A 12,521-nucleotide genomic window follows, 5' to 3' on the forward strand; every position below is an offset into this window, starting at 1 on the left:
TGGTTCGCCCAGACAGTCCAATGATGCGGTGAAAGCGGGGACCAATTGGCCGACCTTCATATACCGATAAATCGGGATCTGGGGGCGATCTCCGCGCAGATCGCGGGGCACCTGCGCGAGTCCATCCGGCAGGGCCGGCTCGAACCCGGCACCCGGCTGCCCGCCAGCAGGGAACTGGCCGCCGACCTGGGCCTGTCGAGGGGCGTCGTGGTCGAGGCCTACGAGCAGCTCGTCGCCGAGGGCTTCCTGCTGGCCAGGGTCGGCGCGGGCACCGTGGTCGCCGCGACCGCCCGCAGGGAGCCCGAGCCGGTCGCCGTGCGGGAGCGCGCCCCCTACTACGGGCACCGGCCGACCTCGCCCGACCTGAGCGCCTTCCCCCGCGAACGCTGGCTGGCCGCGGTCAAGCACGTGCTGACCACGGTGCCCGGCGACGCCTTCGACTACTGCGATCCCGGCGGCGTGATCGAGCTGCGCGAGGAGCTGGCCTCCTACCTCAAGCGGGTGCGCGCCGCCGACGTCACCGCCGACAACCTGGTGATCGTCGGCGGGGTGGCCCAGGGGCTGAGCCTGATCCTGCACGTGCTGAACGGCCCCAGGCTCGGCGTCGAGGACCCGACGAGCCACCGCCAGGTGCCGCTGCTCAGGAGGTCGGGCTCCGAGCTGGTGCCGATCCCGGTCGACGCCGAGGGCCTCGACGTCACCGCCCTGGACGGGGTGGCGGCCGTCCTGGTGACGCCCGCGCACCAGTACCCGACGGGCGTCGTGCTCTCGCCCGCGCGCAGGGCCGCGCTGATGGAGTGGGGCGGCATGGTGCTGGAGGACGACTACGACGCCGAGTTCAGGTTCGACCGCGACCCCGTGGGCTGCCTGCAGGGCCTCGCGCCCGACCGGGTGATCCTGTCGGGCAGCGTCAGCAAGTCGCTGGCTCCGGGGCTGCGGCTGGGCTGGATCGCCGCCCCCCTGGACCTGGCCGACGCCGTACGGCGGGCCAGGGCCGAGTTCGACCTCGGCTCTCCCGTCGTCGAGCAGTACGCCCTGGCCCACTTCCTGCGGTCGGGCGGCTACGACCGCAACCTGCGCCGGATGCGCAGGGAGTACAGGAAGCGGCGTGACGCCCTGGCCAGGGCGCTGGCCGAGCACCTGCCCGAGGTGAGCGTCGGCGGCATCGAGGCGGGGTTGCACGTCTTCGTCGGCCTGCCCGAGCACTGGGACGAGCGGGAGGTGGTGGCCGCGGCCGAGGCGGAGGGGCTGTCCGCCGAGCCCGTCGGGCCGATGCGCTTCGCCGGAGGGTCGCCCGCGATCGTCATCGGCTTCGCCCGCCTGCCCGCTCATCACGCCGCTGACGTGGTACGACGAGTAAAGGTAAGAATGTCTGGACAAAGAAAGGGATAGAAGGCTAGAAAGGGATCCAATCCCCGACTCCTGGGAGGCGTCATGCGTGTCGGTCTGCTCGGTTTAGGAAGAATCGGGGCATTCCACGCCGCGACCCTGACCGCGCACCCGCTGGTGGACGACCTGATCGTGTGGGATCCGGTGCGCAGCTCTCCCTACGGCAGGGAGGGCGACCCGTTCGAGGCGGACGCGCTGGTCATCGCCACGCCCACCAGTACCCACGCCGATCTGCTGATCAAGGCCTGCCGCCTCGGGATCCCGGTCTTCTGCGAGAAGCCGGTCGCTCCCACGGTCGAGGAGACGCTGAAGGTGTTGGCGGCCGCGGAGGGCAACAGGGTCCAGATCGGCTTCCAGCGCCGGTTCGACCCCGGCTACGTCGCGGCCGCCACCGCGCTGCGCACGGGAGAACTCGGCGACCTGCACAGGGTCCACCTGCTGACCGCCGATCCCGCGCCTCCGCCCGCCGAGTACATCCCCATGTCAGGGGGCATCTACAGGGACTGCCACATCCACGACTTCGACATCCTGCGCTGGGTGACGGGCCGGGAGGTGGCCACCGTGTACGCCACCGGCGCCAACAGGGGTGCCGAATTCTTCAGGGAGGCGGGCGACGTGGACACCAGCGCGGCCCTGCTCACGCTGGACGACGGCACCCTGGTCACCCTCCAGGGCTCCCGTTACAACGGAGCGGGCTACGACGTGCGGATGGAACTGGCCGGCACCCGCCGCACGCAGGTCGTCGGCCTGGACCCGCGTGCCCCGCTGACCAGCGCGGAGGGCCTGCAGCCGCCCGGCGAGCCATGGCCCGACTTCGTCACCCGCTTCCGCGCGGCCTACGTGGCGGAGATCGACGGCTTCCTCACCAGCGACACGAGCCCGTGCACCATCGAGGACGCGCTCGCGGCGCTGTACATCGCGGAGGCCGCCGAGAAGTCGCGCAGGGAAGGCCGCGTCGTCGCCGTCGAGGAGGTCAGCCGATGAGGATCGCCGGAGCGCCGATCTCGTGGGGTGTGTGCGAGGTACCCGAATGGGGGCACCAGCTGGACCGCGAGCGGGTGCTCACCGAGATGCGCGAGCTCGGCCTGACCGCCACCGAGCTCGGCCCCGACGGCTTCCTGCCGCCCTCGCCCACGCACCGCAAGGCGCTGCTGGAGGAGTACGGCCTGCACGCCGCCGGCGGGTTCCTGCCGGTCGTCCTGCACGACCCGGAGCACGATCCGGTCCCGGGCCTGCGGGCCAGGATGCGCGACTTCGCCGAGGGCGGCGTCGACGTCATGGTGCTGGCCGCCGACAGCGGGGGCGGCGGCTACGACCAGCGCCCCGACCTCGACGCCGCCGGATGGAAGACGCTGCTGGAGAACCTGGACCGCATCACCGCCGAGGCGCGCGCGTTCGACCACCCGGTCACCCTGCACCCGCACGTGGGCACCATGGTCGAGACGCGCGAGGAGGTCGACAGGGTGGTGGACGGCTCCGCCGTACCGCTGTGCCTGGACACCGGTCACCTGCTGATCGGCGGCACCGATCCGCTCGAACTGGTCCGTCGCGACCCGGGGCGGATCGCGCACGTGCATCTGAAGGACGTCGACGCCGGCCTCGCCGAGCAGGTCAGCAACGGCACCCTCACCTACACGCAGGCGGTGCGGACCGGGATCTACCGCCCGCTCGGCCAGGGGGACGTCGACATCGCGGGCATCGTGGCGGCGCTGGAGACGAGCGGCTACTCCGGCTGGTACGTCATGGAGCAGGACGTGGTGCTCACGGGCGACCGCGACGACCCGCGCGACGGGATCCGGCAGAGCATCGCCTACCTGGGCGGCCTCGCATGATCGACGTCCTGACGATGGGACGGGTCGGGGTCGACGTCTACCCCCTTCAGGTCGGGGTGTCGTTGCGCGAGGTCGAGACGTTCGGCAAGTACCTCGGCGGATCGCCGACCAACGTCGCCGTGGCCGCCGCCAGGCTCGGCGAGCGGGCCGCGGTGATCACCAGGACGGGCGCCGACCCGTTCGGCGCCTTCATCCACGACGCGCTGCGCTCCTACGGCGTGGACGACTCGTTCGTGACGGAGGTGGAAGGGCTGCCGACGCCCGTGACGTTCTGCGAGATCCGGCCGCCCGAGGACTTCCCGCTGTACTTCTACCGCTACCCCAAGGCTCCCGACCTGGTGATACGCCCGGAGGAGCTGCCGCTCGACGCGGTGCGGACGGCCAGGTTGTTCTGGTCGACGGTCACGGGGCTGTCGGAGGAGCCCTCCCGCGCCGCCCACTTCGCCGCGTGGCGGGCGCGCGGGCGCGCCGTCCACACCGTGCTCGACCTGGACTACCGGCCGATGTTCTGGGCCTCGTCCCAGGACGCCATGCCTCAGGTCCGCCGGGCCCTCGCCCACGTCACCGTGGCCGTGGGCAACGTGGACGAGGTCGAGGTGGCCACCGGCACCCGCGACCCCGACAAGGCGGGCCGGATCCTGCTGGATGCCGGCGTCGAACTGGCGGTGATCAAACGGGGGAGCGAGGGCGTGATCGGCATGACCGCCGCCGAGCGCGTCGAGGTCCCGCCCGTCGAGGTCGAGGTCGTCAACGGCCTCGGCGCGGGCGACGCGTTCGGCGGCGCCCTCTGCCACGGCCTGCTGGCGGGCTGGCCGCTGGAACGCACGCTGCGCTTCGCCAACACGGCGGGCGCGATCGTGGCGGGACGGCTGGCCTGCGCCCCCGCCATGCCCACCGTCGAGGAGGTGCTCGCGCATGGGTGACTACCAGCGGATCAGGGAGATCAGAGCCCGCCATCCCGAGCGGGTGGCGCAGGCGGCGGCCGTCCGCAGGCGCAGGCCGCTGCTCGGCGAGCGCGACCAGCTCATGATCATCGCGGCCGACCATCCCGCGCGCGGAGCGCTCGGCGTCGGCGGCAGGCCGCTGGCCATGGGCAGCCGGATCGAGCTGCTCGACCGGCTGCGCACCGCGCTGGCCAGACCCGGCGTGGACGGCCTGCTCGCCACCCCCGACATCGTCGAGGACCTGCTGCTGCTCGGTGAACTCGACGACAAGGTGGTCATCGGTTCGATGAACCGCGGCGGCATCCAGGGCGCGGTCTTCGAGTTCGACGACAGATTCACGGCCTACGACACGGCCGCGATCGTGCGCATGCGGCTCGACGGCGGCAAGATGCTGTGCAGGATCGCCGTCGACGAGCAGGACACCGCGGCCACGCTGGCGGCCTGCTCGCAGGCGGTGAGCGAGCTGGCCGGGGAGGGGCTGGTCGCCATGGTCGAGCCGTTCTGGTCGCGGCGCTCGGGGCACGACCTGACCCCCGAGGGCGTCATCAGGGCGATCAACGTCGGCCAGGCGCTCGGCACCACCTCGGCCCGCACCTGGCTGAAGATCCCCGTCGTCGAGGACATGGAGCGCGTCATGCAGGCGACCACGCTGCCGACGCTGCTGCTCGGCGGCGACCCCGGCGACACGCCCGACCTGGCCTACGCCGCCTGGCGCAAGGCGCTGAAGCTGCCCGGCGTGCGGGGGCTCGTGGTCGGCCGCGCGCTGCTCTACCCGCCCGACGACGACGTGGCCGCCGCCGTCGACAACGCCGTCGCGATGCTGGAGGACTCATGACGTTCATCCCGGCAGGCAGCACCGCTCGCTCGCCGTGGGCACTGGAGATCACCCCGGACACCGCCGGGTGGACCTACTCCGGGCTGCGCACGCTGAACCTGTCGGGGGAGACCGTCTCCTTCACGACGGATTCGGAGGAGATGCTGGTACTGCCGCTGTCCGGTTCGTGCATGGTGGAGGCCGACGGCGTGCGGGTGGCGCTCCAGGGGCGCCGCTCGGTCTTCGCCTCCGTCACCGACTTCGCCTACCTGCCCATCAACGCCGAGGTCAGGATCGTCGGCGAGGGCCGGTTCGCGCTGCCGTCCGCGGTCGCCACCCGGCGCTTCCCCGTCCGGTACGGCCCCGCCGAGAAGGTCCCCGTCGAGATCCGCGGCGCGGGACACGCCTCCCGGCAGGTCAACAACTTCTGCGCGCCCGACGCCTTCGCATGCGACAAGCTCGTCTCCGTCGAGGTGCTCACACCCGAGGGCAACTGGTCGTCCTACCCGCCGCACAAGCACGACACCGCCTCCGAGCGCGAGGCGGTGCTGGAGGAGATCTACTACTTCGAGGGCGGGCCCGGCTACCAGCGCGTCTACGGCGGTCACGAGGTGCTCGCCGAGGTGTCGTCGGGCGACGTCGTCCTGGTGCCGCGCGGCTACCACGGCCCCTCGATGGCCGCCCCCGGCTACGACCTGTACTACCTCAACGTGCTGGCGGGCCCGGCCGAGGAACGCTCGATGGCCTTCTGCGACGACCCCCGCCACGCCTGGATCCGCGGCACGTGGGAGCAGCAGCCGGCCGACCCCCGGCTCCCGTTCGGGAGGAACTGATGAGACTCACCGTGGCGCAGGCGCTGGTGCGCTTCCTGGCCCAGCAGTACTCCGAGCGCGACGGCGTCGAGCACCGGCTCGTCGAGGGCTGCTTCGGGATCTTCGGGCACGGCAACGTGGCCGGGATCGGCCAGGCCCTGGCGACGCAGGACGTGCCGCTGCCGTACTACCTGGCCCGCAACGAGCAGGCGATGGTCCACACGGCCGCCGGGTTCGCCCGGATGCGCGACCGGCTGTCCACTTTCGCCTGCACCTCCTCCATCGGTCCCGGCGCGACGAACATGGTGACAGGCGCCGCGCTGGCCACCGTCAACCGTCTTCCCGTGCTGCTGCTGCCCGGCGACATCTTCGCCACCAGGGCGGCCAACCCGGTGCTGCAGGAGCTGGAGGACCCGCGCTCCCTCGACGTCAGCGTCAACGACGCCTTCAAGCCCGTCTCACGCTACTTCGACAGGATCAACCGGCCGGAGCAGCTTCCCTCCGCGCTCATGCAGGCCATGCGGGTGCTCACCGACCCGGCCGAGACCGGCGCCGTCACCCTCGCGCTCCCCCAGGACGTGCAGGCGGAGGCCTACGACTGGCCCGCCGCGCTCTTCGAGCGGCGCGTCTGGCACGTGGCCCGCCCCGCCCCCGAACCCGCGGCGCTGGCCCGCGCGGCCGAGCTGCTGCGCTCCTCCTCCCGGCCGCTCATCGTGGCCGGCGGCGGTGTGATCTACAGTGGCGCCACCGAAGCGCTGCGCGCCTTCGCCGCCGAGCACGGCGTTCCCGTCGCCGAGACACAGGCAGGCAAGGGCGCGATGGCGTGGGACTCGCCCCTGGCCGTCGGCGCCATCGGACACACGGGTACGGCCGCCGCCAACGAGCTGGCCCGCACCGCCGACCTCGTCATCGGCATCGGCACCAGGTACAGCGACTTCACCACGGCCTCCCGCACGCTGTTCGGCGGGGCGCGCTTCCTCAACATCAACGTGATGGCCTTCGACGCGGCCAAGAACGCCGCGACCATGCTCGTCGCCGACGCCCGCTCGGCTCTCGAAGCGCTGGCGGCCGACGACTGGCGCGCCGCTCCCGAGTGGACCGCGCAGGCGGGTGCCCTGGCCGCGTCCTGGTGGTCCTCCGTCCGCGCCGGCGACTCCCTCACCCAGGAGGCGGTGCTGGAAGACCTGTGGTCGGCGATGCAGCCGACCGACGTGGTGGTGAACGCGGCCGGCTCGATGCCAGGCGACCTCCACCGGCTGTGGCGGCCCCGCGACCCGAAGGGGTACCACGTCGAGTACGGCTACTCCTGCATGGGATACGAGATCGCCGGCGGGCTCGGCGTGAAGCTCGCCGCGCCGGCGCGCGAGGTGTTCGTGCTGGTCGGCGACGGGTCGTACCTGATGATGGCGCAGGAGATCGCCACCGCGATCCAGGAGGAGGTGAAGCTGGTCATCGTCCTGGTGGACAACCACGGCTTCGCCTCCATCGGCAACCTGTCGGAGTCCGTCGGGGCGCGGCGGCTGGGCACCGCCTACCGCATGCGCGGCCCCTCCGGGCAGCTCGACGGGGCCTACCTGCCGGTCGACCTGGCGGCCAACGCGGCCAGCCTGGGCGCCGACGTGCTCAGGGCCGACGACCGGGAGTCGCTGCGGTCGGCGCTGGCCAAGGCGCGGGAGACGGCCAGGACGACGGTGGTGTACGTGGAGACGCTGCCGGGCGCGTCGGCGCCGCCGTCGGGGGCGTGGTGGGACGTGCCGGTCGCCGAGGAGCCGGGCGAGATCTACGACCGGTACCGGGAAGCCAAACGCACCCAGCACCCCTACCTGTAGCCGAGCCCTTTCCCCCACCCCGACCGGGTCGAGGTCGAAAGGCCGACACCGCCCTCATGGTCTGGCTGGTACGCGCTGTCCACATCCCGTCAGGCCACCGGCTGGGCGGTGACGCGCGGCTCGAAGCCCCGGGCCAGCACCACGATCGCCCCCGCCAGCACCAGCGGCGCCCCGAACGCCACCCGCATGTCCGAGGAGTCGGCGATCCCGCCCACCAGCGCCGCTCCCACGATGAACCCGACGTAGTTGAACAGGTTGACCCGCGCGATCGCCACCCCGGTGCCCGCCGGGTCCAGCCGCCCGGCCGCGGAGAACGACTGCGGCGCCACCACCGCCAGCCCCATCCCCGTCAGCCCGAACGCCACGATCGCCAGCGGCTGGGAGGGGGCGAACACCACTCCGGCGAACCCGATCGTCGCGATCGCACCGCCGATGCGCACGATGGCCGCCGGGCCGTACCGTCGCACGGTGAGGTCGCCGCCGAGCCGGACGAGGAGGGTGGCCCCCTGGTAGGCCCCGTATGCCAGGGGTGCCACGCTCGCGCTCGCGGCCAGGATGTTCTCCATGAACACGCCGTGGAAGTTGGAGACGGCGGCGTCCCCGACGTACAGGAAGCCCATCGCGAGGCACAGCGGCAGGATCGGCCCCCACCGGACCCCGCCCGGCGCGCCGCCCTTGGCCTGCGCCGGGGCCTTCTCCTCCGCGATCGTGCACAGGCGGGGCGCGGCGAGGAGGGAGCCCACGACGGCGACCGCCATCGGGATGGCCATCATCACGGGCAGGGTGAGACCGAGCCCGTTGGCCAGCGCCACCCACAGCGCCCCGGCCAGGCTCGACGCGCTCCACGCCGCGTGGAAGCCGTTCAGTACCGCCCGGCCGTACAGGCGCTCGACGGCCACGCCCTGCATGTTCATGCCCGCGTCGACCGCGCCCACCGCCAGCCCGAACAGCGCGAGCGCGGCGAGCAGGTGCGGGATCTCGGCGGCGAGCCCGGCGGCCACCACGGACACGGCGACGGCGGGCTGGGACAGCCGCAGCAGCCACCTGCTTCCCCTGCGGGCGGCGAGGGCACCCGCCGCGACGCTGCCCGCCCCCGCCAGCACCGGCACCACGAGCAGCAAGAGGGTCAGGTCGCCCTCGCTGAGGCCGTGCTTGTCCTGCAAGGTGGCGACCTGGGTCAGGAGCGTCGCGAAGCTCAGACCCTGGACGGCGAAGACCGCGAAGGTGGCCGTTCTGGCCTGGCGGTGACGCACCGATACCTCCCTGTTCGGGGGGAAACATGAGGCTGCGTCAGGTTAGTCCTCTGTCGGCCCTCCGCGCTAGAGCCTGCCGGCAATACCAAGTAGTCAGTAGGTTTTTGGCTGTTTCGTGATCCTGTTAGGGTGTCCGGGTGCGTCGACGGGGATATGCCGCAGGCGAGGCGCGGCGCGAGCGCATCCTCGCCCTCGCCCTCCAGGAGTTCGCCGAATACGGCTATCGCGGGGCCTCGCTCGCCAGGATCGCCGAGCGGGCCGAACTCACCCAGGCCGGGCTGCTCCACCACTTCAAGAGCAAGGAACTGCTGCTCGTCGCCGTTCTGGAGTATCGCGACGAGGTCGATACACGCAGGTTCGACCTCGGGGAGGCGAGCGGGGCGGCGGCGCTGCGGGCGCTGGCCGACGTGGTCGACTACAACTCCAGGGTGCCCGGCCTGGTCCAGCTGTTCTCGGTGATCAGCGGGGAGGCGGTCACGGCCGACCACCCGGGGCACACCTGGGCCCGCGACCGGTACCGGCGGCTGCGGCAGTCGCTGGCCGACTCGCTGCGGCGCGCGGTCGACAGCGGCGAGTTCCGCGCCGACCTCGACGCGGAGGCCCACGCCGACCGCGCGATCGCCATGATGGACGGCCTGCAGACGCAGTGGCTGATCGACCCCGACCAGGTCGACATGGCGACGATCTTCCGGGGATACGTCGAGGACGTGATCGACCGCCTGAAGGCCCGGTGACCTCGGCCTCTCCCGGCCTGTAGCGGATCGGGCGGTACGACCGGGCCCGGTGACCGGCACCCGTGTCGGCCGGGCCCGGTAACCGGCACCCGTGTCGGCCGCGTTCGGATTGTCAGGGGTACCTGCGGCGGCCGGTCCGGTTACCGGGGGACCCTTGTCGGCCTGGTGGTGGTGTCGCCGCCGGGGTGAGACGCGGGGCCGTGCGGCGCGGCGGTGGCGGGGCTGTTCGCCACCGCCCTGGTGGCCGCCCACACGCCCAGCGCGACCAGCGCGCCCACCTCGGTGGCCGCCAGCCCGCGCTCGACCAGCCCGAGCGGCATCACCTGCCACCACGCGAGGCCCGAGCTGTTACCGATCGCGATCATCGTGACGATCCCCGCCACCCACACCAGCGAGGCGCCGCCCAGCACGAACGCCGCCAGCGCCGCCCGGGGATGCCGCCGCCACGTCCGCGCGATCAGCATCGCCGCCACCGGCAGGCACAGGAACGCGACCAGGCTGCCGGCCCGATGGATGCTCCCGCTCAGGCTCGGTCCGACCGACCAGTCGTGCTTCGGGAACCATGCCACCACCAGCAGTCCGAGGCTCCAGCCGAGGAGCGCGACGAGACCCGGCGCGCCCGCCAGCCTCCGGCGCAGCAGCGTGATCCCGATCGCCAGGGAACCGAGGGCCAGCAGTGCCACCCCGAGCCCGAACACCCAGGCCTGGTCGCCGAGGCCGTGCTCACTGATCGTCCGCCGGAGCGGGTTGATCTCGCCGAGGTAGGCGACGTCCAGTCCGGCGATGACGACGGCGCCCGCCGTCACCGTGGCAAGCCCTGCCCGCGCGGGTCCCTCCACGACCGCTCCTTTCCCTGGGTGGTGCCGGTGTAACGGACGGAAGGGTAGATCGATTCCCAGTCCTTGAACTCTCAAGAGACTCTGCTACATTCATGAGCGTTCAAGAACTTTTGAAGGAGAGATCATGAACATCGGTGGCGACCTTGACGTGACCCGCATCGGTTTCGGCGCGATGCGGCTGGCGGATGCGGCGATCTGGCACGGTCCGGCCGACCGTGCGAATGCCCTGGCCGTGCTCAGGCGCGCGGTCGAGCTCGGTGTGAACTTCGTCGACACCTCCGACCGTCTGGCCGCCACCCCGTCTGGCTGCCACCCTCGTCTGACCCCGGATACGGCCACCCCCGTCTGATACCCGGGGCGGCCGGCCAGGACCAGCGGGGTCAGTCGATCAGGCGGGCGCGCATCTTCCACACCGCCAGCGACCACATGAGCGCGGCGTAGGCCACGAGCACCGCCGTATGCCCGAGATCGTCCACCCCGAGCCGGCCGAACACCGCCCCACGCACCAGCTCGACACAGTGGTAGAGCGGGTTGAGCTGGGCCGCCGTCGCCACCCAGCCCGGCAGCTGGGTCACCGGGAAGAACGTGCCCGCCACCATGAACATCGGCGTCAGCGCACCGGTGATGACGTAGTCGAAGGTGTTGATCGACGGGACGATCGCCGACACCCACACCCCGAACAGCGCGAACAGCAGCCCGGTCAGGAACCCGATGAACGGCACGAGCAGCATGCCCCAGCTCGGTTCGAGGCCGAAGGCGATGCCGACCAGCAGGGGCGCGCAGCCGTACACGCCCGCCTTGGCGGCCAGCCACGAGGCCTCCGCCGTCACCAGCTCCTTGACGTCGACCGGCGCCGCCAGCATCGCGTCGTAGGTGTGCTGGAACGTGCGGCGGATGAAGGTGTTGAACATGCCGCCGAAGGCGCCGATGAACAGCACCGCCGTCGCCACGACGCCGGTCGCGACGAAGTAGCGGTAGTCGTAGCCGTAGAGGGCGCCGACCACCGAGCCGAAGCCGTAGCCGAAGGCCAGGAGGTAGATGGTCGGCTCGGTCATCGCGGCGAACGAGGTCGAGGCCCAGTAGCGGCGGTAGAGGGCCAGCTCGCGCCGCCAGACGGCCCGCACGGGGGCGAACTCCATCATCACTCGACCGCCTCCCCGGTCAGCACGACGAAGACGTCCTCCAGGTTGGCGGGACGCCTGACGGTGGGCACGCCCAGCTCCGCCTCCAGCGAGCGGGGCAGCTGGTCGGCCTTCAGCACCGAGATGGACGGGCCCGTCCTCCTGGTCGGGACGCCCGCCGCGGCGGCCAGCGCGGCGATCTCGGCCTGGCGCGGCGGCGAGGCGTGGTGCTCGGCGACCTCGGCGCCGGCGTGCTCCTTGATCAGCTCCTCGGGCGAGCCCCTGGCCACGACGCGGCCGTGCGACATCAGCGCGCAGTCGTCGGCCAGGCGCTCGGCCTCCTCGATGTAGTGAGTGGACATCAGCGTCGTGACGCCCTCGTCGCGCAGCCGTACGATCAACGACCACAGCTCCTGGCGCACCTGCGGATCGAGGCCCACGGTCGGCTCGTCGAGCAGGACCAGCCTGGGCTGGTGGACCAGGCCGCGCGCGATGAGCAGCCGCCTGCGCATGCCGCCGGACAGGTTGACCGTGCGGGTGGCGGCCCTGTCGGTGAGCTGGGCGATCTCCAGCGCCCGATCGACGGCCGCGCGGCGTCGCGGGCGGGGGACGCGGTAGAGGTGGGCGAACACCTCCAGGTTCTCCCTGGCCGTGAGCTCCTCGTCGAGGTTGTCGAGCTGCGGCACGACACCCATGAGCGCCCGCGCCCGCTTGGACTCCTCCGGCAGGCGCAGGCCGAGCACGTGGATCTCGCCCTCGTCGGCCAGCGACTGCGCGGTGAGCAGGCGCATCGTGGTGGACTTGCCCGCCCCGTTGGGACCCAGCAGGCCCAGGCAGATGCCCTCGGGCACCTCCAGATCGAGCCCGTCGACAGCGGTGACCTCGGGATAGCGCTTGGTCACCCCGCGCAACACGATCGCGTGCATGAACGCCACGATAAGCAACGCCACCGAC

At 72.0% G+C, this 12,521-nt stretch carries 12 protein-coding genes and 1 pseudogene; 9 read left to right on the top strand and 4 right to left on the bottom strand.

Going from position 1 to position 12,521, the window contains the following annotated elements; all coding sequences use genetic code 11:
- Positions 1-45: 45 nt before the first annotated feature.
- Genes ABZX22_RS03410 through iolD form a run of 7 tightly spaced genes read left to right on the top strand, consistent with a single transcriptional unit; the run spans position 46 to position 7,620 of the window.
- Positions 46-1,392: a PLP-dependent aminotransferase family protein gene (locus ABZX22_RS03410; RefSeq protein ID WP_354905723.1), complete on the top strand. Its 1,347-nt coding sequence runs from the start codon at positions 46-48 to the stop codon at positions 1,390-1,392.
- Between the two features lie 42 nt (positions 1,393-1,434).
- Entirely contained in the window at positions 1,435-2,373 is a 939-nt protein-coding gene (locus tag ABZX22_RS03415; protein ID WP_354905725.1) for a Gfo/Idh/MocA family oxidoreductase, read from the top strand.
- The gene (locus ABZX22_RS03420) at positions 2,370-3,221 is read left to right on the top strand and encodes a TIM barrel protein (protein ID WP_354905727.1); all 852 of its coding nucleotides are present in this window, start codon (positions 2,370-2,372) and stop codon (positions 3,219-3,221) included. The genes ABZX22_RS03415 and ABZX22_RS03420 overlap by 4 nt, the downstream gene beginning before the upstream one ends.
- Positions 3,218-4,144, top strand: a complete 927-nt coding sequence (iolC, locus tag ABZX22_RS03425; RefSeq protein ID WP_354905728.1) for a 5-dehydro-2-deoxygluconokinase — start codon at positions 3,218-3,220, stop codon at positions 4,142-4,144. The genes ABZX22_RS03420 and iolC overlap by 4 nt, the downstream gene beginning before the upstream one ends.
- Positions 4,137-5,000: a deoxyribose-phosphate aldolase gene (locus tag ABZX22_RS03430; RefSeq protein ID WP_354905730.1), complete on the top strand. Its 864-nt coding sequence runs from the start codon at positions 4,137-4,139 to the stop codon at positions 4,998-5,000. Before iolC ends, ABZX22_RS03430 begins: the two co-directional genes overlap by 8 nt.
- Positions 4,997-5,812, top strand: coding sequence for a 5-deoxy-glucuronate isomerase (gene iolB / locus ABZX22_RS03435; protein ID WP_354905732.1), 816 nt, complete (start codon positions 4,997-4,999; stop codon positions 5,810-5,812). Before ABZX22_RS03430 ends, iolB begins: the two co-directional genes overlap by 4 nt.
- Positions 5,812-7,620, top strand: a complete 1,809-nt coding sequence (iolD, locus tag ABZX22_RS03440; protein WP_354905733.1) for a 3D-(3,5/4)-trihydroxycyclohexane-1,2-dione acylhydrolase (decyclizing) — start codon at positions 5,812-5,814, stop codon at positions 7,618-7,620. The genes iolB and iolD overlap by 1 nt, the downstream gene beginning before the upstream one ends.
- An 89-nt stretch (positions 7,621-7,709) precedes the next feature.
- Here iolD and ABZX22_RS03445 read toward each other — a convergent pair whose 3' ends face one another.
- Positions 7,710-8,873 (bottom strand): MFS transporter, encoded by a 1,164-nt coding sequence (locus ABZX22_RS03445; RefSeq protein ID WP_354905734.1) that lies wholly within the window; start codon positions 8,871-8,873, stop codon positions 7,710-7,712.
- 137 nt (positions 8,874-9,010) lie between these two features.
- On the opposite strand from ABZX22_RS03445, the gene ABZX22_RS03450 reads away from it, so the two are divergent.
- A complete protein-coding gene (locus ABZX22_RS03450) occupies positions 9,011-9,607 on the top strand; it encodes a TetR/AcrR family transcriptional regulator (RefSeq protein WP_354905736.1) in 597 nt (198 codons plus the stop codon).
- Positions 9,608-9,747: 140 nt separating this feature from the next.
- On the opposite strand, the gene ABZX22_RS03455 is transcribed toward ABZX22_RS03450, so the two are convergent.
- Positions 9,748-10,446 (bottom strand): DUF998 domain-containing protein, encoded by a 699-nt coding sequence (locus ABZX22_RS03455; RefSeq protein ID WP_354905738.1) that lies wholly within the window; start codon positions 10,444-10,446, stop codon positions 9,748-9,750.
- A 124-nt stretch (positions 10,447-10,570) separates the two neighbouring features.
- Here ABZX22_RS03455 and ABZX22_RS03460 point away from each other — a divergent pair.
- Positions 10,571-10,729 (top strand): annotated as a pseudogene (locus ABZX22_RS03460) (aldo/keto reductase); the annotation flags it as partial.
- A gap of 97 nt (positions 10,730-10,826) precedes the next feature.
- On the opposite strand, the gene ABZX22_RS03465 reads toward ABZX22_RS03460, so the two are convergent.
- Both ABZX22_RS03465 and ABZX22_RS03470 read right to left on the bottom strand, forming a co-directional pair.
- Complete coding sequence (locus tag ABZX22_RS03465; protein WP_354905740.1) at positions 10,827-11,588, bottom strand: ABC transporter permease; 762 nt, start codon at positions 11,586-11,588, stop codon at positions 10,827-10,829.
- Complete coding sequence (locus tag ABZX22_RS03470; RefSeq protein WP_354905741.1) at positions 11,588-12,493, bottom strand: ABC transporter ATP-binding protein; 906 nt, start codon at positions 12,491-12,493, stop codon at positions 11,588-11,590. The genes ABZX22_RS03465 and ABZX22_RS03470 overlap by 1 nt, the downstream gene beginning before the upstream one ends.
- Positions 12,494-12,521 lie beyond the last annotated feature (28 nt).

It is taken from the genome of Nonomuraea sp. NPDC003804, assembly GCF_040610675.1.
In the GTDB taxonomy this organism is placed as follows: Bacteria; Actinomycetota; Actinomycetes; order Streptosporangiales; family Streptosporangiaceae; genus Nonomuraea.